This window comes from Streptomyces sp. NPDC097129 (assembly GCF_055668065.1).
The window spans coordinates 280491-300286 of sequence record NZ_JBVOQE010000001.1 but is presented as its reverse complement, the minus strand read 5'-3'; the positions used below and the strand labels follow the sequence as shown (position 1 = coordinate 300286).

Below are 19796 nucleotides of genomic sequence, written 5' to 3'. Positions count from 1 at the left end.
CACGGGTACCGTTCACCCTCATGCGCACCCTCTTGATCACCGGTCCCGGTGGCAGTGGCCGTACGACTGTCGCCGCTGCCACCGCACTCGCCGCAGCCCGGGAGGGCACCCGCACCCTCGTCCTGAGCGCCGACCGCACCGACACCCTCGGCGCGGCCCTCGGCACCGCCACCGCAGAGACCCCCCGGCAGGTGGCGCCGCAGCTCACCGCCTGGCGTCCCGACGCCGCCGCCGGCTTCCGTGACGACCTCACCGCCTTCCAGGACCGCGCCGCGAACATCCTCGACCTGCTCGGCGCCTCCCGCCTGGACCCCGAAGAGGTCACCCCGCTGCCCGGCGCCGAGGAACTCACCCTGCTGCGCGCCCTGCGCGACGCCGCCCTCGCCGAGAACCACGACCTGCTCGTCGTCGACCTGCCGCCCACCCCGCAGGCCCTCGCCCTGCTCGCCCTCCCCGAGGAACTGCGCCGCTATCTGCGCCGCCTGCTCCCGCCGGAGCGGCAGGCCGCCCGCGCGCTGCGCCCGGTCCTCGGCCGCCTCGCCGGCGTACCGATGCCCGCGGAGTGGCTGTACGACACCGCCGGCCGCTGGGACACCGAGCTGGCGGCGGTCGAGGCCGTCCTCGCCGACCGGCACACCGCCGTACGCCTCGTCGCCGAACCCGGCCCGGCCGGCACCGACGCCCTGCGCACCGCCGCCCTGGGGCTCGCCCTGCGCGCCCTGCCCGTGGAGTCGGCGGTCGCCAACCGCGTCCTGCCCGAGGACGCCGCCGGCTCCTGGCTCACGGGCCCCGTCGCCCAGCAGCGCAAGGCCCTGGAGGAGTGGCGGGAGAGCTACGGCCCGGTGCGGGAGGTCGCCCACCTGGGCCGTGACCCGCGCGGCGCCGACGACCTCACCGCCCTCGCGGCACCGGGCGTCAACCCGGCGCCCGCTCCCGTCGAGTGGCCGCTCACCGACCACCTCGCCGACGACGGCGTCCTCGTCTGGCACCTCCCCCTGCCCGGCGCCGTACGCGAGGAACTCGACCTCGTGCGGCGCGGCGACGAACTCGTCATCAGCGCGGGCCCCTTCCGCCGGATCGTCCCGCTGCCCTCCGCCCTGCGCCGCTGCGCCGTCGACGGCGCAGCCCTGCGCGACGGCGAGCTGTGCGTCCGGTTCGTGCCCGACCCCGCGCTGTGGCCCCGCGAGCGGTGAACCGCGTACCGCCGTTCGGGTAACGTCGTAAGGACCAGCCGTAGTCAGGAGTGGGTCATGAGCGAAGAGCACCCCCCGTCCGGCGCCGGTGAGCAGCGAAGTGCCGGCGAGGAGCCCCGCGCCGCCGACGCCGACGCCTGGGCCACCGCCTGCGCCGAGGACCTGGCGGCGGAGAAGGCCCGCCGGCGTCCGCAGAACGGCCCGCCGCCCGGCTCGGCCGCCGAGGAGCTGAAGAAGCTCGTCGACTCGGTCGCCGAAAAGCTCACCGGCATCCAGTCACCACTGCTCGGCTCGGTCGCCGGACCGGCCGCGCAGCAGGTGGTGCGGCAAGTCGTCGAGCAGGCCAAGGCCGCCGTCGAGCCGGTCATCGAACGCAACCCGGACGTCTTCGACCACCTCGCCGCCGCCGGCAACGAGCTGCTCGCCGCCTACCGCTCCGCCGTCCAGGCCCAGGAGAAGCGCTGGACGGCCGGCACGAGCGGCCTGGACGACGACCTGCGGCGGCGCGGCGGCGACGACGGCCCCGGGCAGCGCATCGACCTCGACTGAGCCACACCCCGTGGGCGCCGGGTCCACCGGACGGACGACGGCGACCCGAGGGCAAACGCCTCGGGTACCGTGGGCCGTAGCGGGGCTCGACCGAAACTGAGGGATTCATGGGACTCACCATCGGCGTCGACATCGGCGGCACGAAGATCGCGGCCGGCGTGGTCGACGAGGAAGGCAACATCCTCTCGACCTTCAAGGTGCCGACCCCCACCACGCCCGAGGCCATCATCGACGCCATCGCCTCGGCGGTGGAGGGCGCACGCGCCGGGCACGAGATCGTCGGTGTGGGCATCGGTGCCGCCGGATACGTCAACCGGCAGCGCTCGACGGTCTACTTCGCGCCCAACATCGACTGGCGCAACGAGCCGCTGAAGGAGAAGGTCGAGGCGCGCACCGGCCTCCCGGTCGTCGTGGAGAACGACGCCAACGCCGCCGCGTGGGGCGAGTACAAGTTCGGCGCGGGCAAGGGCCACCGCAACGTCATCTGCATCACGCTCGGCACCGGCCTCGGCGGCGGCATCATCATCGGCAACAAGCTGCGCCGCGGTCACTTCGGCGTGGCCGCCGAGTTCGGCCACATCCGCATGGTGCCGGACGGCCTGCTGTGCGGCTGCGGCTCGCAGGGCTGCTGGGAGCAGTACGCCTCCGGCCGCGCCCTCGTGCGCTACGCCCGGCAGCGCGCCAACGCCACCCCGGAGCGCGCCGAGATCCTGCTCGGCCTCGGCGACGGCTCGCCCGGCGGCATCGAGGGCAAGCACATCTCGGTGGCCGCCCGCCAGGGCGACAAGGTCGCCGTCGACTCCTACCGCGAGCTGGCCCGCTGGGTCGGCGCCGGACTCGCCGACCTCGCCTCCCTCTTCGACCCGTCCGCCTTCATCGTCGGCGGCGGCCTGTCGGACGAGGGCGAACTCGTGCTCGACCCGATCCGTAAGTCGTACAAGCGCTGGCTGGTCGGCGGCAACTGGCGCCCCGTCGCCGAGGTCCGCGCCGCGGAACTGGGCAACGAGGCGGGCCTGGTGGGCGCGGCGGACCTGGCCCGCGAGCCCGACCCGATCATGTGACGTTGACGAGGCGGCATACGGCGGGCCGTCCGACTCAGGGGCGCGGGAAACGGCGCGACAAGCCACGACGGACCGGCAGTCGCGCACGAACCCCGCGCCCCGAGCTGTTGGGCGTACATTGATCCACATGGAGCCGCTCCCCAACTCCCGCACGGAACCCGACGGTTCCGCCACGGTCCGCGTCCTGAACTACAACATCCGCTCGATGCGGGACGACACCGACGCCCTGGCCCGCGTCATCCGCGCCTGCGCCCCCGACCTGGTCCTGATCCAGGAGGCCCCCCGCTTCTTCCGCTGGCGCAAGAAGCTCGCCCGGCTCGCGCACGCGGCGGACCTCGTCATGGTCACCGGCGGCGCCACGACCACGGGACCGGCCATCCTGAGCAACCTGCGCGCCACCGTCGAACACACCGAGGACGTCCTGCTGCCGCACGCCCCGCCCCTGCACCGCCGGGGTCTGGCCACGGCCGTGGTCCGCTTCGGGGGCGTCCGGCTCGGCGTGGTCAGCTGCCACCTGTCCCTGGACGACGACGAGCGTCACACCCAGGCCGGGCTGCTCCTGGACCGGCTCGAGGCGCTGGACGTGGAGCACATCGTGGTCGGCGGCGACGTCAACGAACGCCCCGACGGCCCCGCCTTCCGCCGTATCACCGAGACCGTGCGGGACTGCCGCGCGGTGGCGCCCTGGGGCGGCGAGAACACCTGGACCTCCGCCGACCCCTACCAGCGCATCGACGCGATCTTCGCCACGAAGGGCATCGAGGTGCTCGGCTGCGGCGTGCCCGCCGGCGCCCCGGGCATCACGGAGGCAGACCTGAGGGCGGCCACCGACCACCTTCCGGTCCTGGCCGCCCTCAAGATCCCCGCGCCGTAGGAGGCCTCAGACGACGGCCCCGCGCCCGGGGTCCCCGTCGTCCTCGTCGTCCGTCCGCATCCGCACCACCAGCGTCACGCAGCCGCCGAGGAAGCCGCCGACCGAGAGGGTCGCCAGCCACCAGGTCATCTCCCAGCGCAGCAGCACCGCCAGCAGGAGCAGCAGCGGGCCGCCGATCACGCCCAGCCAGGCGAACTTCGCCGTGGCGTCCGCCTCGGGCAGCGGCGGCGGCTCCGGCGGCACGAAGTGGCCCTCGTCGTCCTCGTCGAAGTCGTCGTCGGAGGGTTCCGGGGCGCTGTGGTCACGCGGGCCGAGGCCGGGCGCGAAGGAGATCGAGCTGCCGAGCGGCCGGGCCGGCTTCGCCGGCTTGCGCTCCTGGGGCTCGTCGTCCGTGGCGGGTTCCGGGAGCGCCAGGTCCTCCACCGATCGATACGGCCTGCTGCCCGGCGGGTCCGGCGGCTCCTCGCCGTAGGCCGCGATGATCGCCTTCCAGGCGGCGTCCTCGTCGAAGGGCACGTTCTGCTCCTGGGGCTCGCGTTCCTCGCGGCCCTCGCGTTCCTCGCGCTCCGAGTCGTGCTCAGCCACCTGCCGCCGTCCCTTCCTTGCCGAAGCTGGGTGCGAGCCGGCCGATGAACGCGAGGCTCTCGGCGAAGATGCGGTCCGCGTCGTGGTCCAACGTCGCCACGTGGTAGCTCTGTTCCAGCAGGATCTCCGTGACGTCCGTGGACGAAACGCGGCTGAGGATGCGCGCCGAGTCGGCCGGCGGGACCACATGGTCCTGCGGGCTGCGCAGGAGCAGCAGCGGCTGCGTGACCTGCGGCAGCTCGCGGTCGACCAGGCGGAAGAAGTTCCGCAGCGAGTGCGCCGCGTGCAGCGGCACCCGGTCGTAGCCGAGTTCGGTGCTGTTCGGCTTGGCGATGTCGCTGGCGATGCCCTTCGTCGCCGGCACCAGGTGACGTACGACGGGCAGGGCGTGCGCGGCGAGGCCGTGCACCTTGTTCCCGGGGTTGACCACGACGACGCCCTCGACGGCGTCCCCGTGCCGCGCCGCGAGCCGCAGGGCGAGCGCGCCGCCCATGGACAGGCCGGCCACGAAGACGCGCGTGCACCGCTCCCGCAGGGCGCGCAGTTCGCGGTCCACCTCCGCGTACCAGTCGGGCCAGCCGGTGACCTGCATGTCCTCCCAGCGGGTGCCGTGCCCGGGCAGCAGCGGCAGCGAGACGGTCAGTCCGTGCTCGGCGAGGTGGTGAGCCCAGGGGCGCAGCGACTGCGGGGAACCGGTGAAGCCGTGGCAGAGGAGGACCCCCACCTCCCCGCCCTCGTGGCGGTACGGCTCGGCTCCAGGAAGGACCGGCACGGTCGGTCTCCTGTTCGTGAGAAGGGTGTGCACGACTCCCGAGACTTCCAGGTGAGCTTCACCGTACGCGACGGCACTGACACCGACCAGGGGCGTCGGGCTGTTCGCGGCCCACCGGGTTAAGGTCTGTTCGACACATACAGGAGGCACTCGGTTGTTGTACGGCGCGATGAAGGTTTCTATCGGAGGGTCGCTGAAGCTCGTCTTCCGGCCCTGGGTGGAAGGCCTGGAGAACGTCCCGGCCGAGGGTCCGGCGATCCTGGCGAGCAACCATCTCTCCTTCTCCGACTCGTTCTTCCTGCCCGCGGTGCTCGACCGCAAGGTCACGTTCATCGCGAAGGCCGAGTACTTCACCACTCCGGGGGTCAAGGGCCGGTTGACGGCGGCGTTCTTCAAGGGCGTCGGCCAGCTCCCGGTGGACCGCTCGGGGGCGCGCGGTGCCGGTGAGGCCGCGATCAAGAGCGGTATAGAGGTGCTGGAGCGCGGCGAGCTGTTCGGGATCTACCCCGAGGGCACCCGCTCGCCCGACGGCCGTCTCTACCGCGGCAAGCCGGGCGGGCTCGCGCGCGTGGCGCTCGCCACCGGCGCGCCCGTGATCCCCGTCGCGATGATCGACACGGAGAAGATCCAGCCGCCCGGGAAGGTCGTCCCGAAGGTCATGCGGCCCGGCATCCGCATCGGCAAGCCGCTCGACTTCTCCCGCTACCAGGGCATGGAGCACGACCGGTTCGTGCTGCGCGCGGTGACCGACGAGGTCATGTACGAGATCATGAAGCTCTCCGGCCAGGAGTACGTCGACATGTACGCGACCGCCGCCAAGCGGCAGATCGCGGAGGCGGCGAAGGCGCAGAAGGAGGCCGAGGCCGCGCTGGCGAAGGCCGAGAAGGAACAGGCGAAGAAGGAGCAGGACGCCTAAGGGGCGCGCGGACCGACGGGGGAGGGGGACATGGCCAGGCGCGAGCGCGTCATGCGCATGTCGGTCGAGTTGCCGCTGTGGCGTGCGCTGACCGCCTACCGGGTGCTGACCACGCTGTACGCGGTCGGCCTGTTCGCCACCGCCTACGACCGCTTCACCCGCCCGTGGCTCGCCATCGCGTACTTCGCGGTGCTGTGCGTGTGGACCCTCGCCACCCTGCCCAGGGTGGCGAACGCGCAGGCCTGCAGCCGGCGTTTCCTCGCCGCCGACCTGACCGTGGCGCTCGCCGGCATCCTGCTCACCCCGCTCGCCGACGCCCACCAGCGGATCGTGGACGGCGGCCCGACGCTGCCGTCGATATGGACCGCCGGCTCCGTGCTGGCCTTCGCCATCAAGGGCGGCTGGCGCTGGGCGGCGTACGCCTCCACCCTCGTCGCCGTCGCCAACCTGATCGAGCGCGGCGCCCCGGCCCGCGACACCGTCCACAACGTGATCCTCGTCTGGGTCGCCTCCATCGCCATCGGCTACGTCGTCGAGGTGGCCCGCGCCTCCGAACGCACCCTGGCCCGCGCCCTGGAGATCGAGGCAGCGACCAGGGAGCGCGAGCGGCTCGCCCGGGACATCCACGACAGCGTGCTGCAGGTGCTGGCCATGGTGAAGCGGCGCGGCGCCGCGCTCGGCGGTGAGGCGGGCGAACTGGGCCGGCTGGCCGGCGAGCAGGAGGTGGCGCTGCGCACCCTGGTCTCCGGCGGTCTGGTGCCCCTCTCCCGGGTGTCCGAGGACGCCGCCGAGGGGGCGTTCGTGCGGGCCGTGGAGGAACCGGACGACGACGCCGGCCCGGTCGACCTGCGCGCGCTGCTCGCGCCGTACGCCGCGGACCGGGTCTCCTTCGCCGAGCCCGGCGCGCCGGTGCCGCTGCCGCCGCTCGCCGCGCGGGAGCTGGCCGCGGCGGTCGGCGCGGCGCTGGACAACGTCCGCCGCCACGCGGGAGCCGGCGCGCGGGCCTGGATCCTGCTGGAGGACGAGCCCGGCGAGGTCGTGGTGACCGTGCGCGACGACGGCCCCGGCATCCCCGAGGGACGGCTCGCGCAGGCCGAGGGGGAGGGGCGGCTCGGTGTCGCCCTGTCGATCCGCGGCCGGCTGCGCGACCTCGGCGGCAGCGCCGAACTGATCTCGACGCCCGGGCAGGGCACCGAAGTGGAACTGAAGGTACCGAAGGCGACGGCCGCACGGGGGAAGGCGGAGCAGCGATGAGCGAGCAGCAGGATCCGATCAAGGTCATGGTGGTCGACGACCACCCGATGTGGCGCGACGCCGTCGCCCGCGACCTCGGCGAGTCCGGCTTCGAGGTGGTCGCCACCGCCGGCGACGGCGAGCAGGCCGTGCGCCGCGCCAAGGCCGCCGCGCCTGACGTGCTGGTCCTCGACCTGAACCTGCCCGCCAAGCCCGGCGTCCAGGTCTGCAAGGAGGTCGTCGCCGCCGACCCGGCGCTGCGCGTGCTGGTGCTGTCCGCGAGCGGCGAGCACGCCGACGTCCTGGAGGCGGTGAAGTCCGGCGCCACCGGCTACCTGCTGAAGTCGGCCTCCACCGAGGAGCTGCTGGACGCCGTGCGCCGCACCGCGGCCGGCGACCCGGTCTTCACCCCGGGCCTGGCCGGGCTGGTCCTCGGCGAGTACCGGCGCCTGGCCTCCGAACCCGGGGCCGCCCCGGACGCCGACGAGCCGAGCGCGCCCCGGCTCACCGAACGCGAGACGGAGGTGCTGCGGCTGGTCGCCAAGGGCCTGAGCTACAAGCAGATCGCCGAGCGTCTCGTCATCTCCCACCGCACCGTGCAGAACCATGTGCAGAACACCCTCGGCAAGCTCCAGCTGCACAACCGGGTGGAGCTGGTGCGGTACGCGATAGAGCGCGGTCTCGACGACGAGTGAGTCGCCCGCGCCCGGCCCCGCCGCACCGCTAGCGTGGAGAGCAGCAGCTCGTGGGGAGCAGCAGCGTGACGTCCGCGAAGGGACATCCCATGCGCGTCGGAGTACTGACCGGAGGCCGTGACTGCCCGGGCCTCAACGCCGTGGTGCGCGCCGTCGTCCGCAAGGGCGTCCAGGAGTACGGCGACGAGTTCGTCGGCTTCGTGGACGGCTGGCGCGGCCCCCTGGACGGCGACACCGTCCCGCTCGGCATCGCCCAGGTGCGCGGCACCCTGCCGCGCGGCGGCACCATCCTCGGCTCCTCGCGCACCCACCCGCTGGACCACCCGGACGGTGTCCGCCGGATCCGGGAGAACCTGGCCAAGCACGAGGTCGAGGCGCTGATCACGATCGGCGGCCGGGACACGCTGGGCACCGCGGCCCGCCTCGCGGACGAGTACGGGCTGCCCCTGGTCGGCGTACCGAAGACCATAGACAACGACCTGTCCGGCACCGACTACACGGTGGGCTACGACACGGCCGTCTCCGTGGCGACCGCGGCGATCGACCGGCTGCACACCACCGCCGAGTCCCACAAGCGGGTGCTGGTGGTGGAGGTGATGGGCGGCGACTCGGGCTGGATCGCGCTGCGCTCGGGCCTGGCCGGCGGCGCGAACGTCATCCTCATCCCGGAGCAGCCCTTCGACGTCGACCAGGTGTGCGCGTGGGTCACCTCCCGCTTCCGGGCGTCCTACGCGCCGATCGTCGTCGTCGCCGACGGGGCGCGTCCGCGGGACGGGTCGATGGTGCTCCAGCACACGCCGGCCGGCGGGCTCGGGCAGGTGCGGCTGTCGGGGGTGGGCGAGTGGCTCGCCCGGGAGATCGAGCACCGCTCCGGCAAGGAGGCCCGCACGACGGTCCTCGGCCACATCCAGCGCGGCGGCTCGCCCAGCCCCTTCGACCGGTGGCTGGCCACCCGCTTCGGCCTGCACGCCATCGACGCCGTGCACGAGGGCGACTTCGGCACGATGGTCGCCCTGCACGCCACGGACGTCGTCCGGGTGCCGATCTCCGAGGCGACGGCCCGGGTGAAGAAGGTGGAACCGGCGCTGTACGAGGAGGTCGGGGTGTTCTTCGGCTGACCGGCACGTCCAGGCCGGCCCCCCGTGAAGCGGCCCTCCGACCTCCTTGAAGCGGCCTCCGAGCCGGTGAAGCGGCCCTCCGACCCCCGACTACAGCGCGGGCCGCCGTTCGGAGAACGTGCTGGTGCCCCGCAGCCGGCCCAGCAGCTCCCGCACCACCGCGGCGCCGTTCAGCGACAGCACCGACTCCGGGTGGAACTGGACGCCCGCGAACGCGTTCATCGGCGCACCCGCGGCACGACCCGGCCCGCGCAGGGCGTGCACCTCGTGGGACGCGCCGCGGCTCACCTCGATGCCGTGCGCGGCCAGCTCCTCGGCGCTCTCGTCGTCGCAGCGGGCGACGAAGCTGTTGTAGAAGCCGACGGTCTCGTCCCGCCCGAACAGGTCGATCACCGTCTGCGCCCCCTGGTACGGCACCTCCTTGCGCACCAGGTCCAGGCCCAGCTCGGCCGCGATCAGCTCGTGCCCGAGGCAGACGCCGAGAACGCCGTGCCGGTGTTCGCGCAGGACGGCCGCGGTCAGGTCCCGCAGGACGCGCATCTTGGGGTCGTCCCGGTCGCGGGGGTCGCCCGGGCCGGGGCCCAGCACCACCGGGCCGTCGTGCGCGAGGACCGCCGGGCGCAGGCCCGGCTCGTCGTAGCGGCGGACGGTCACGGTGAGGCCGGCGGCCCGCAGGACGTGCGCGAGCATCGCCGTGAAGGTGTCCTCACCGTCGACGACCAGGGCGTGCCCGGTCAGTTCCGCCGACGACTCCCGCATCCGCAGCCAGAACGGCGCGAGCGACGCCCGCCGCCCGTCCAGCGCCGCCCGCACCCGCGGGTCGTCCGCGAGCCGGGGCCGCCCCCGCTCCTCGCGCGGGCGGGACGGCCGTACGCCCAGGGCGGCGAGGACGCCCGCCGCCTTCGCGTGGGTCTCGGCGACCTCGCCCGCCGGGTCCGAGCCGCGCACCAGCGTCGCGCCGACCGCGACCCGCAGCGTCCCGTCGGCGGCGATGTCGGCGGTGCGGATGAGGATGGGGGAGTCGAGGGTCTGCGCGCCGCCGGAGTCCCGGCCGAGCAGGGCCAGGGCGCCCGAGTAGTAACCGCGTCCCGCGCCGTCCCGCCCGGGGGGCTCATGGCGCTCGATGACCCGGCAGGCGTTCTGCACCGGCGAGCCGGTCACCGTCGCCGCGAACATCGTCTCGCGCAGCACCTCCCGCGCGTCCAGCGTCGACCTGCCGCGCAGCTCGTACTCGGTGTGCGCGAGGTGGGCCATCTCCTTCAGCCGCGGGCCGACGACGACCCCGCCCATGTCGCCGACGGTGCACATCATCTTCAGCTCCTCGTCGACGACCATCGACAGCTCCTCGATCTCCTTGCCGTCGGCGAGGAAGTCCAGCAGATGCTCCGGCGTCGGCCCTTCGGCGGGATAGCGGTACGTCCCGCTGATCGGGTTCATCACGACCGTCCCGCCCGACATCCGCACGTGCACCTCGGGACTGGCGCCGACGAGCGTGCGGTCCCCGGTGTGCACGACGAACGTCCAGTACGCGCCCCGCTCGCCCGCCAGCAGCCGCCGGAACAGCGCGAGCGCGTCGGCCCTCCCGAATCCGGGGATGCCGCCCTCGTAGGTACGCCGGATGACGAAGTTCGCGCCCTCGCCCCGGCCGATCTCCTCGCGCAGCACCCGCGCGACGATCGCGCCGTACTCCTCGTCGTCGATGTCGAAGCCGCCGTCCTCGACCCGCACCGCGTGCGTGGGCAGCTCGGCGAGCGCGGTGTCCAGGGGCAGCGTGTGCCGCTCCTCGGGGACCAGCGCCGCCAGCGGTGTGCCGTCGTCGCGGACGTCGAAGCCGCGCTCGCGGATCTGCCGGAACGGCACCAGTGCCAGGCACTCGTCGGGCAGGTCGGCGAGGCGGTCGTAGTGGGCGACCGGGCCGATCAGCAGCTCGACCACGTCCCCGCGGTGACCGGGGGTGCGGCGGCGCAGCAGCGCGAAGGGGCGGGGGTCGGACAGCAGGTCCGTCAGGTTCATGCGGGGGTCCTTCTCGATCTGTCGATGGAGAGGAACGACCCCGGACACACCGAAGGCCGCCCCTCGGGCGGCCTTCGCGAAGTCTTGCGTACGCGCAGTCAGTGGGCCGCCGGATGAGCGGTCCACCACCAGTTCTGGACGAGTTGCGCGAACATGCCCGGCACCCTACCCGATGCCGCGGAGGGTTACGATCCCCGTCTGCCTTTTGGCATGTCCCTATCGATTCCACGGAAGGTCTGCATGGGACTCATACGGGGATCCAGGCTGCTCGCCTGGCTCGTGGCCACCGCGGCGCTGCTGACGGCTCTGACCGTCCGTCCGGCCGCCGCCGCCGACGCGCCGACGATGACGCAACTGTCTCTCACCGGCGATCAGTTCAAGCTGACCGACACCAGCTCCGTGTCGGCCGCGAACAACCTCTACACCAACTACCTCACAAGCCACGCCAGTCTCTCCGACGTGGTCACCACCGACCTCACCAGGAACTCCGCCGGGGCGAGCGACCCCTGGCTGAACCTGCGCTCGATGCGCTCCTGCACCGGCACCGAGACCAAGGCCCTGCCCCCGGTGGGCACCAGGACGGCCTGGTGCTGGTCGCAGGCCCACACCGACGACACCAGCCCGCACTGGTGGCCGCAGGGCATGAGCAGCACCGGCACCGCCGACGGCGCCGACGGCGCCATCCAGGGCCGGCACGTCCTGGCGGTCGCCTGGCACTACCGCACGCTCAGCGACGAGACGTCCACCGGCTGCAAGACCGACAACCTGCTCAAGCTCACCCTGCTCGACCGCGACACCGGCAAGTACCGTCACGTCCTGCTCGCCGAGCCCACCGGCTCCGGCACGAACTTCCGGTTCGTCACCGGCCACGGCGGCGGCATCGTCTGGTACGCCAACTACCTGTACGTCACGGACACCGCGAACGGCATCCGGGTCTTCGACCTCAACAAGCTCGCCAAGGCCGACACCTACGGCTCCGGTGTGAGCACCTACGGCATCGACGGCGCCGGCCGCTCCAGCGCCTGCGGCTACCCGTACGTGCTGCCGCAGGTGCACTACTACAAGCAGGCGGGCACCCCTTCGGACTGCTCGGGCCACACCATCGACCCCGGGCATCTGTGCTTCTCCTGGCTGTCCCTGGACAAGACCGGCGGGGCGCCCTACAAGCTGGTCGCCGGCGAGTGGCAGGGGTACGCCGACGGCGGCCGCGTGGTGCGTTACCAGCTGAACCCGGCCGGGTCGGCCTCCTACCCCGGACTGCTCAACATGTCCGGCGGCACGTCGGTGATCCAGGACGCCTGGGCCGCCTCCCGCTACCGGGGCCTGCAGGGCGGCATGACCTGGACCGACGACCGGGGCGTGCTGAACTTCGCCTTCCACAAGGGCTGCGGCACCCAGCCCGGCGTGTACTCGCACACCTGGGCGGGCGACACCCGCGCGGGCACCACCTGCGCGGCTGGCGGCAACTGGTCGGCGGGCCCGCCGCAGGCCCTCAGCTACTGGCCGAAACTCGACGCCGAGCAGGTCGACGAGGTGTGGGGACTGACCGAAGGCATCTGCGCGGGCAGCACCCTGCGGGCGGCTCACCCCGAGTTCCAGGCCGCCACCGGGGAGGGTGACGCGTGCCTGGGCTACCAGGGCGCGGACAACCTCTCCCTGCGCGCGGTGTTCTCCGTCGGCTTCACCGATCCGGCGGTGCAGGACCTGCACTGACGGCCACGGGAGGACGGCCCGGACGGGTCCGCCGCGCGCCGGCCGCGCGGCGGACCCGTCCGTCTCATCCTGTGAGCCAGGGCCTGGACGCGTGCGGTGACCCCGTAATGTTGAGGGCGTGACCGTGAACGCAACCAGCTCCAGCGCTGGCAACACCTGGCGAAACCTGCCCGCGGCGCAGCAGCCCGAGTACCCCGACCCCGAGGCTCTGCGCGCAGTGATCGCGGACCTCGAGTCGTATCCGCCGCTCGTCTTCGCGGGCGAGTGCGACCAGCTGCGCGCCCGGATGGCGGCCGTCGCCAAGGGAGAGGCGTTCCTCCTCCAGGGCGGCGACTGCGCCGAGGCATTCGACGGCGTGTCCGCCGACCACATCCGCAACAAGCTGAAGACGCTGCTCCAGATGGGCGCCGTACTGACGTACGCCGCGTCCGTCCCCGTTGTGAAGGTGGGCCGCATCGCCGGCCAGTACTCCAAGCCGCGCTCGAAGCCGACCGAGACCCGTGACGGCGTGACGCTGCCGACGTACCGGGGCGACTCCGTCAACGGCTTCGACTTCACCGAGGCCGCGCGCATCCCGGACCCGGAGCGCCTCAAGCGCATGTACCACGCGTCGGCGTCGACGCTGAACCTGGTGCGCGCCTTCACCACCGGCGGCTACGCCGACCTGCGCCAGGTGCACGCCTGGAACCAGGACTTCGTGAAGTCGTCGCCGTCCGGGCAGCGCTACGAGCAGCTGGCGCGCGAGATCGACAACGCGCTGAACTTCATGCGGGCCTGCGGCACGGACCCGGCCGAGTTCCAGACGGTCGAGTTCTACTCCTCGCACGAGGCGCTGCTGCTCGACTACGAGTCGGCGCTGACCCGCGTCGACTCGCGCACCGGGAAGCTGTACGACGTCTCGGCGCACATGGTGTGGATCGGTGAGCGCACCCGGCAGCTGGACCACGCGCACATCGAGTTCGCCTCGAAGATCCGCAACCCGATCGGCATCAAGCTCGGCCCCACCACGACGGCCGAGGAGGCGCTGCAGTACATCGAGCGCCTCGACCCCGACCGGGAGCCGGGCCGGCTGACCTTCATCGTCCGCATGGGCGCCGACAAGGTCCGCGACAAGCTGCCCGAGCTGGTGGAGAAGGTCACCGCCTCCGGCGCCACCGTGGCCTGGGTGACCGACCCGATGCACGGCAACACCTTCGAGGCGGCCTCCGGGCACAAGACCCGCCGCTTCGACGACGTGCTCGACGAGGTCAAGGGCTTCTTCGAGGTGCACAAGGAGCTCGGCACGCATCCGGGCGGCATCCACGTCGAGCTGACCGGCGACGACGTCACGGAGTGCGTGGGCGGCGGCGACGAGATCTTCGTCGACGACCTGCACCAGCGCTACGAGACGGCCTGCGACCCGCGCCTGAACCGCAGCCAGTCGCTCGACCTGGCGTTCCTGGTCGCGGAGATGTACCGGGACCAGTGAGCGACCTGCACGGCGGCCAGTGACGGGGCCGCCCGGCAGGGGTTGTTCTCGGCCAGGAAGTGGGGCGCGGATCACATACGATCCGCGCCCCACGGCTCTTTTGCGGCCCCCGCACGACAGGTAAGGTTAGGTTAGCCTCACCGATCAAGGGTCGGGATGGCACGACCCCGACCGACCGGGAGGTGACCCGCGTGTTCGTCTGCAGCTGCTTCGGTGTGACCGAGGCCCAGGTCAAGCAGCACGCGGAGAACGGCGCCTGCACCCCCCGCCAGATCGCCTCCGCCTGCAAGGCCGGCACCGACTGCGGCTCCTGCGTCCGCCGCATCCAGGCGCTGCTGGGCCGGGGCTCCTGCCCGCGCCGCGAGCTCGCCGACCAGGGTCAGCCGGTGCTCACGGAGCTGCCGGGTCTGGACGAGGCGGCCTGAACTCCAGGCTGCTCGATCCCCGGCTGGCTCTGCGGCTGCCCGATCCCCCGCCTGGCTCTGCGGCTGCTCGATCACCTGGCTAGCTCTCCGGTTGTTCGATCAGCTGCGCGATGTAGAGCGCCTCGCCGAGCTTCTCGATCAGCTCCAGCTGGGTGTCGAGGTAGTCGATGTGGTGCTCCTCGTCGGCGAGGATGTCCTCGAAAATGTTCGCGGACGTGATGTCACCCTTTTCGCGCATCACCTTGATGCCGCGCCGGAGCCGGTCGATCGCCTCCACCTCGACCTGGCGGTCGGCCTGGAACATCTCCGTGACCGTCTGACCCACCCGTACGTGGAACAGCCGCTGGTAGTTCGGCAGCCCCTCCAGGAACAGGATCCGGTCGGTGAGCACCTCGGCGTGCTTCATCTCGTCGAACGACTCGTGCCGCGTGTACTTGGCGAGCTTGGTCCAGCCGAAGTTGTCCTGCATCTTCGCGTGCAGGAAGTACTGGTTGATCGCGGTCAGCTCACCGGTCAGCTGCTCGTTGAGGAACTCGATGACCTCGGGGTCGCCCTGCATCGCGGCGGGCTCCTTCCACCTGGGGGATCGGGAGGTTGCGGCGGCATGATTGCACCGGCCTCGTGGATCGTCCAGTAAGTGCGCACTTAGTAGGTAAGTGCATGCTTGGCGGAATTCGCAGCGAGTTGTCCGGTTCGGTGACCGGCTGGTCCTGTGCACCGCTCCCGGTCTGTCAGGATGGATACATGGGTCATCCGGTGGAGCGAGAGTCTGGAGAAGCGGCACGGTCCGAGCTTCCGCCGGGACAGCGTATGCAGAGGGGCTGGCCGGTCACGCACTACGGGCCGGTGCCCAAGTTCCGGCCCGAACGCTGGGAGTTCCGGGTGTTCGGCGCCACCGCCGACGGCGCGAAGCACTGCTGGACCCACGAGGAGTTCACGGCCCTGCCGTACACCACGGTCGTCGCCGATCTGCACTGCGTGACGAAGTTCAGCATGCTCGGCGCGGAATGGGGCGGCGTCCCCGCCCGGGCCGTGCTGGACATCGCGCCGCCCGCGCCCGAGGTCACCCATGTGATGGTGTGGGCGGAGTACGGCTTCAGCTCCAATCTCCGCCTCGCCGACTTCACCGCCGGGCGCACCCTGTTCGCCACCCACAAGGACGGCGAGCTGCTGACCGCCGAGCACGGGTTCCCGCTCCGGCTGGTCGTGCCGCATCTGTACGCCTGGAAGGGCCCCAAGTGGGTGCGGGGCGTCGAGTACATGACCGCCGACCGCCGCGGCTTCTGGGAGGAGCGCGGCTATCACAACATCGGCGACCCCTGGAAGGAACAGCGCTACTCCTACCAGGAAGAGCCCGGGGACGGCCCCGAGCTCTGAGTCCTGGCGGTGCGCCGCGGTCAGTGGTGGTACTGGTGCACCACCGCGTGGCCCTTGCCGCGGCCGATCATCCACTTGTTCACCGGGGTCGTCACGACGAACGCCAGCGCCAGCGAGATCGCCAGCGCGCCCCAGAACAGCAGGTCGTCCAGGTGGGCGTCCATCGCGGCCGGCCACAGCGCGATCACGCCGTTGTCGATCAGCTCCATCACGGCGATCGACAGGGTGTCCGCGGCCAGCGCCACCCTGAAGGCCGTACGGAAGTCCACGCCGGCCTTCAGGACGCCGCGCAGTGTGAGGGAGTAGCCGAAGACGAAGGCCAGCGCGATCGCCAGCACCATCGTCGCCACGTTGCCCCACCCGAGCCAGGTGCCGATCACCATGCCCAGCACCTCCCCGATGGCGCACCCGGTGAGGCAGTGCAGGGTGGCCTGCGCGGCCATCGCCCAGCTCGCGGACGGCGCGTGGTGGTGACCGCCGTGAGCGTGACCGCCGTGAGCGTGGCCGCTGTGGCTGCCGTGGTCCACGTGGTCCAGGTGGTCGGCGTGGTCGGCGTGGTCGGCGTGGTCGGCGTGGTGCTCGTGGCCGTGGCCCTCGTGGCTGTGCGCCTCGCGGTGATGGGCGTGCTCGGTGTGCGCCTCGTGCTGCATGACTTCCCCCAACGTCGGGCAACGGTTCCTGCGATGACAGGAACCGTATACCCCCCTGGGGTATTCCTCAACGCTTTATGAGTCGAGGAGCGAGCCGGGGAGCGAGTCGCGGAGTTTCTTCAGCCGCTCCACGTCCGCCGCATGTCCCTCCTTGCCGCCGGGCGTCTCGATGACCAGCGGCACGCCGTCGGTGGCGGGGTGGGTCAGCAGCGCGCGGAACGCGTCCTCACCGATGTGCCCGGCGCCGATGTTCGCGTGCCGGTCCTTGTGCGCGCCCACCACGTCCTTCGAGTCGTTGGCGTGGATCAGCTTCAGCCGCCCCTCGCCGACCGTGTCCACCAGCAGATCCAGCGTCTGGTGCGCGCCGTCCGGTCCGGTCAGATCGTGTCCGGCGGCGAAGATGTGGCAGGTGTCCAGGCACACGCCGAGCTTCGGATGCCGGTCCAGCGCGTCGAAGTACGGCCCGAAGTCCCAGGTCCGCGAGCACAGCGAGGCGCCCTGACCGGCCGTGGACTCCAGCAGCAGGAACGGGTCGTCGTCGTGGGTCAGCTCCTCCAGCAGCGGCAGCAGGTGCTCGCGCACCTGCTTCAGCGCCACCTCCCGGTGCCGGCCGCCGGTCGCGCTGCCGGTGTGCACGACCACGCCGAGCGCCCCGATCTCGCGCCCCCGCCGCAGCGAGTGCCGCAGCGACTCGACCGACTTCTCGACCGTCGCCTCCGTGTGGGAGCCGAAGTTGATCAGGTACGGCGCGTGGACGTACGCCGGGATCGACCCGGCCTCGCACGCCGAGCGGAACGCCTCGTCCTGACGCGGGTTCCCGGCGGGCGTGGCCCAGCCGCGCGGGTTGGCGACGAAGACCTGCACGGTCTCGGCGCCCAGGTCACGGGCGTAGGACAGCCCGACGGAGTGCAGTCCGCCGGCCACCGGGACGTGCGAGCCGACGGGGTTGCGCAAGGGGGAGGGAGGTGTCACCCGTTCAGCCTGCCATGGCCGTCGGCGTGCCCCCTCACGCGGCCGAGGTGGCCTCGGTCACCGCCGGGCGGCGGACGGACAGCGGGCGCGGACGGCGGGCACGGACGCCGGCGGACGGCGGGGCGCGGAAGTCAGCGGACGGCGGGGCGCGGAAGCCAGCGGACAGCGGGGCACGGAGGTCAGCGGATGGTGATCGTGACCGTCGATCCCTTCGGCGCCTTCTCGCCGCCCTTCACGGACTGCTTCTTCACCGTGTCGCCGAACAGGCCGAGCAGCCCGCGGTCCTCCTTCACACCGAAACCGGCGTCCTTCAGGGCCTGCTTGGCGTCGTCGACGCTGTCGCCGACCACGTCCGGGACCTCGATCATCTGCGGCCCCTTCGACAAGGTCAGCGTCACCGTGTCGCCCTCGGCGGCCTGACCGCCGGAGTCCGGGGACTGCGCGGCGACCTGCCCGGCGTCCAGCTCCGAGTTCACCCGCTCCGGGGCCACCTTCACGTTCAGGCCGGCCTCCTCCAGCTGGGACCGGGCGTCCGCCAGGTCGGACCCGGTGACGTCCGGGATGTCGACCGCGCTGCCCTTGCTGACGGTGAGCGCGACCGCCGAGCCGGCGCGGCGCACCGTACCCGCCTCGGGATCGGTGCCGATCACCGAGCCGCGCGTCACCTCGTCGCTGAACTCCCGGTTGATCATGCCCGGCTCCAGTCCGCTGTCCTTCAGCACCGACCGGGCCTTGTCCAGCTTGTAGCCCTGCAGATCGGGCACCTTCACCGTCTCCGGGCCCTTGGACACGGTCAGTCGCACCGCGTCGTGGTCACGGATGCGGGCGCCCGGCTCCGGGTCGGTGCTGATGACCCGGCCCCGCCTGATGGTGTCGCTGTACGCGTACGTGACCTTGCCGGTCTCCAGACCGGACTGCTCCAGCCGCTTCTTCGCCTGCGTCTCGGACTGCGCCAGAAGCGGCGGCACCTTGGTGAACTGGCCGGAGTTGATGTACCAGACCCCCGCGCCCACGCCGAACACCAGCAGCACGGCGGCGACCAGGGTGATCAGCCGCCGCCGCGACCGCGACAGGCCTCGCCGCGGGGGAGCGGGCGGTGGGGCCTCGAAGCGGCTGGTGCGGTTCAGCGCGGCCGCTTCACCGTCCTCGTTCACCGGCAGCGGACGCGAAGGGGGTCCCCCCGCGCGAGCGAAGTCGAGCGTGGGGGCGGTCAGTGCGCGCGGGATCACGCTCGTGCGGTCGTCGGCGATGTCGTGCGCCGCGGTCAGCGCCTGCGGCGGCACCGCGTCCAGCTGTTCCTCGCTCAGCCCGGCCCGCGCCTCGCGCGTCCGCGCCAGCAGCGCCACCGCGTCGCGCGGACGCACCTCGGGCTCGCGGGCGGTGGCCGCCGCGACCAGTTCGTCCAGCCCGTACGGCAGCCCCGGCACCAGCGTCGAAGGCGCCGGGATGTCCTCGTGCAGATGCTTGTAGAGCACGGCCGCCGCGGAGTCGCCGTCGTGCGGCTTGCCACCGGTCAGCATCTCGTACAGCACCACACCGCACGCGTACACGTCCACGCCCGGGTCGGCGGTGCCGTGCTCGATCTGCTCCGGCGCCAGGTAGGAAACGGTGCCGAGCACCTCGCCGGTGGTGCTGGTGACGGTGTCCACCGAGCGCACCAGCCCGAAGTCGGCGACCTTGACCCGGCCGTCGTCCCCTATCAGGACGTTCTCCGGCTTCATGTCCCGGTGCACGAACCCCGCCCGGTGCGCGGAGCCCAGCGCGGCCAGCACCGGCTCCAGGATGTCCAGCGCGGCGCGCGGCTGCAGCGCCCCGCGCTCACGCAGCACGTCGCGCAGGGTGCAGCCGGCGATGTACTCCATCGCCAGATAGACGTACCTGCCGTCGGCGCCCTGGTCGAAGACCTGCACCACATTGGGGTGCGCCAGCCTGGCGACGGACTTCGCCTCCCGGATGAACCGCTCGACGAACGAGGCGTCGGCCGCGAGCGCCGGGTGCATCACCTTCAGCGCGAGCACGCGGTCCAGACGGGTGTCCAGGGCCCGGTAGACCGTGGCCATCCCGCCGGCCGCGATCCGCGCGTCGACGCGGTACCGGCCGTCGAGCACCTGCCCGACGAGGGGGTCCGAGAGGGTCGTATCCACGCAGGCGAGTGTACGAGCCGTCACCGACACCCCGGCCG

Annotated in this window: 20 protein-coding genes; 12 read left to right on the top strand and 8 right to left on the bottom strand. The window is 72.3% G+C overall.

What is annotated here, in order from left to right; all coding sequences use genetic code 11:
- The first annotated feature begins 20 nt into the window (after window positions 1–20).
- The 4 genes from AC0B9F_RS01365 (at window position 21) to AC0B9F_RS01350 (ending at window position 3677) form a co-directional block, all read left to right on the top strand.
- Window positions 21–1193, top strand: coding sequence for an ArsA family ATPase (locus AC0B9F_RS01365; RefSeq protein WP_471998153.1), 1173 nt, complete (start codon window positions 21–23; stop codon window positions 1191–1193).
- 57 nt (window positions 1194–1250) lie between these two features.
- Complete coding sequence (locus AC0B9F_RS01360; RefSeq protein ID WP_471998152.1) at window positions 1251–1742, top strand: DUF5304 domain-containing protein; 492 nt, start codon at window positions 1251–1253, stop codon at window positions 1740–1742.
- A gap of 107 nt (window positions 1743–1849) precedes the next feature.
- Entirely contained in the window at window positions 1850–2803 is a 954-nt protein-coding gene (locus tag AC0B9F_RS01355) for an ROK family glucokinase (RefSeq protein WP_471998151.1), read from the top strand.
- Window positions 2804–2930: 127 nt separating this feature from the next.
- Window positions 2931–3677 carry an endonuclease/exonuclease/phosphatase family protein gene (locus AC0B9F_RS01350; protein ID WP_471998150.1) on the top strand — a complete coding sequence of 249 codons (747 nt, stop codon included), beginning with the start codon at window positions 2931–2933 and terminating at the stop codon, window positions 3675–3677.
- Window positions 3678–3683: 6 nt separating this feature from the next.
- Here the strand turns inward: AC0B9F_RS01350 and AC0B9F_RS01345 are convergent, their stop codons facing one another.
- The gene (locus AC0B9F_RS01345; protein ID WP_471998149.1) at window positions 3684–4262 is read right to left on the bottom strand and encodes a hypothetical protein; all 579 of its coding nucleotides are present in this window, start codon (window positions 4260–4262) and stop codon (window positions 3684–3686) included.
- Complete coding sequence (locus AC0B9F_RS01340; RefSeq protein WP_471998148.1) at window positions 4255–5034, bottom strand: alpha/beta hydrolase; 780 nt, start codon at window positions 5032–5034, stop codon at window positions 4255–4257. Before AC0B9F_RS01340 ends, AC0B9F_RS01345 begins: the two co-directional genes overlap by 8 nt.
- A gap of 169 nt (window positions 5035–5203) precedes the next feature.
- On the opposite strand from AC0B9F_RS01340, the gene AC0B9F_RS01335 reads away from it, so the two are divergent.
- The 4 genes from AC0B9F_RS01335 to AC0B9F_RS01320 all read left to right on the top strand — a co-directional run bounded on the left by AC0B9F_RS01335 (window position 5204) and on the right by AC0B9F_RS01320 (window position 8996).
- Window positions 5204–5950 (top strand): lysophospholipid acyltransferase family protein, encoded by a 747-nt coding sequence (locus AC0B9F_RS01335; protein ID WP_471998147.1) that lies wholly within the window; start codon window positions 5204–5206, stop codon window positions 5948–5950.
- 30 nt (window positions 5951–5980) lie between these two features.
- A complete protein-coding gene (macS, locus tag AC0B9F_RS01330) occupies window positions 5981–7204 on the top strand; it encodes a MacS family sensor histidine kinase (protein WP_471998146.1) in 1224 nt (407 codons plus the stop codon).
- On the top strand, window positions 7201–7878 hold the full coding sequence (locus AC0B9F_RS01325; RefSeq protein ID WP_471998145.1) for a response regulator: 678 nt from the start codon (window positions 7201–7203) through the stop codon (window positions 7876–7878). The genes macS and AC0B9F_RS01325 overlap by 4 nt, the downstream gene beginning before the upstream one ends.
- Window positions 7879–7967: 89 nt before the next feature.
- Complete coding sequence (locus AC0B9F_RS01320) at window positions 7968–8996, top strand: 6-phosphofructokinase (protein ID WP_471998144.1); 1029 nt, start codon at window positions 7968–7970, stop codon at window positions 8994–8996.
- 90 nt (window positions 8997–9086) lie between these two features.
- On the opposite strand, the gene AC0B9F_RS01315 is transcribed toward AC0B9F_RS01320, so the two are convergent.
- The gene (locus AC0B9F_RS01315; RefSeq protein ID WP_471998143.1) at window positions 9087–11009 is read right to left on the bottom strand and encodes an anthranilate synthase family protein; all 1923 of its coding nucleotides are present in this window, start codon (window positions 11007–11009) and stop codon (window positions 9087–9089) included.
- A 98-nt stretch (window positions 11010–11107) separates the two neighbouring features.
- A complete protein-coding gene (locus AC0B9F_RS01310; protein ID WP_471998975.1) occupies window positions 11108–11164 on the bottom strand; it encodes a trp operon leader peptide in 57 nt (18 codons plus the stop codon).
- An 85-nt stretch (window positions 11165–11249) separates the two neighbouring features.
- Between AC0B9F_RS01310 and AC0B9F_RS01305 the strand changes: the two genes are divergently transcribed.
- The 3 genes from AC0B9F_RS01305 (at window position 11250) to AC0B9F_RS01295 (ending at window position 14615) form a co-directional block, all read left to right on the top strand.
- Window positions 11250–12722 (top strand): hypothetical protein, encoded by a 1473-nt coding sequence (locus AC0B9F_RS01305; RefSeq protein WP_471998142.1) that lies wholly within the window; start codon window positions 11250–11252, stop codon window positions 12720–12722.
- Between the two features lie 118 nt (window positions 12723–12840).
- Window positions 12841–14190: a class II 3-deoxy-7-phosphoheptulonate synthase gene (locus AC0B9F_RS01300; protein WP_471998141.1), complete on the top strand. Its 1350-nt coding sequence runs from the start codon at window positions 12841–12843 to the stop codon at window positions 14188–14190.
- 191 nt (window positions 14191–14381) lie between these two features.
- Entirely contained in the window at window positions 14382–14615 is a 234-nt protein-coding gene (locus tag AC0B9F_RS01295; protein WP_471998140.1) for a (2Fe-2S)-binding protein, read from the top strand.
- 79 nt (window positions 14616–14694) lie between these two features.
- Here the strand turns inward: AC0B9F_RS01295 and bfr are convergent, their stop codons facing one another.
- Complete coding sequence (bfr, locus tag AC0B9F_RS01290; protein WP_471998139.1) at window positions 14695–15174, bottom strand: bacterioferritin; 480 nt, start codon at window positions 15172–15174, stop codon at window positions 14695–14697.
- A 185-nt stretch (window positions 15175–15359) separates the two neighbouring features.
- On the opposite strand from bfr, the gene AC0B9F_RS01285 reads away from it, so the two are divergent.
- Window positions 15360–15992 carry a sulfite oxidase-like oxidoreductase gene (locus AC0B9F_RS01285; RefSeq protein WP_471998138.1) on the top strand — a complete coding sequence of 211 codons (633 nt, stop codon included), beginning with the start codon at window positions 15360–15362 and terminating at the stop codon, window positions 15990–15992.
- A 20-nt stretch (window positions 15993–16012) separates the two neighbouring features.
- Here AC0B9F_RS01285 and AC0B9F_RS01280 read toward each other — a convergent pair whose 3' ends face one another.
- The 3 genes from AC0B9F_RS01280 to pknB all read right to left on the bottom strand — a co-directional run bounded on the left by AC0B9F_RS01280 (window position 16013) and on the right by pknB (window position 19758).
- Window positions 16013–16519, bottom strand: a complete 507-nt coding sequence (locus AC0B9F_RS01280; RefSeq protein WP_471998974.1) for a DUF4396 domain-containing protein — start codon at window positions 16517–16519, stop codon at window positions 16013–16015.
- 198 nt (window positions 16520–16717) lie between these two features.
- Window positions 16718–17614 (bottom strand): deoxyribonuclease IV, encoded by an 897-nt coding sequence (locus tag AC0B9F_RS01275; RefSeq protein ID WP_471998137.1) that lies wholly within the window; start codon window positions 17612–17614, stop codon window positions 16718–16720.
- Between the two features lie 179 nt (window positions 17615–17793).
- A complete protein-coding gene (pknB, locus tag AC0B9F_RS01270) occupies window positions 17794–19758 on the bottom strand; it encodes a Stk1 family PASTA domain-containing Ser/Thr kinase (protein WP_471998136.1) in 1965 nt (654 codons plus the stop codon).
- Between the last annotated feature and the right edge of the window lie 38 nt (window positions 19759–19796).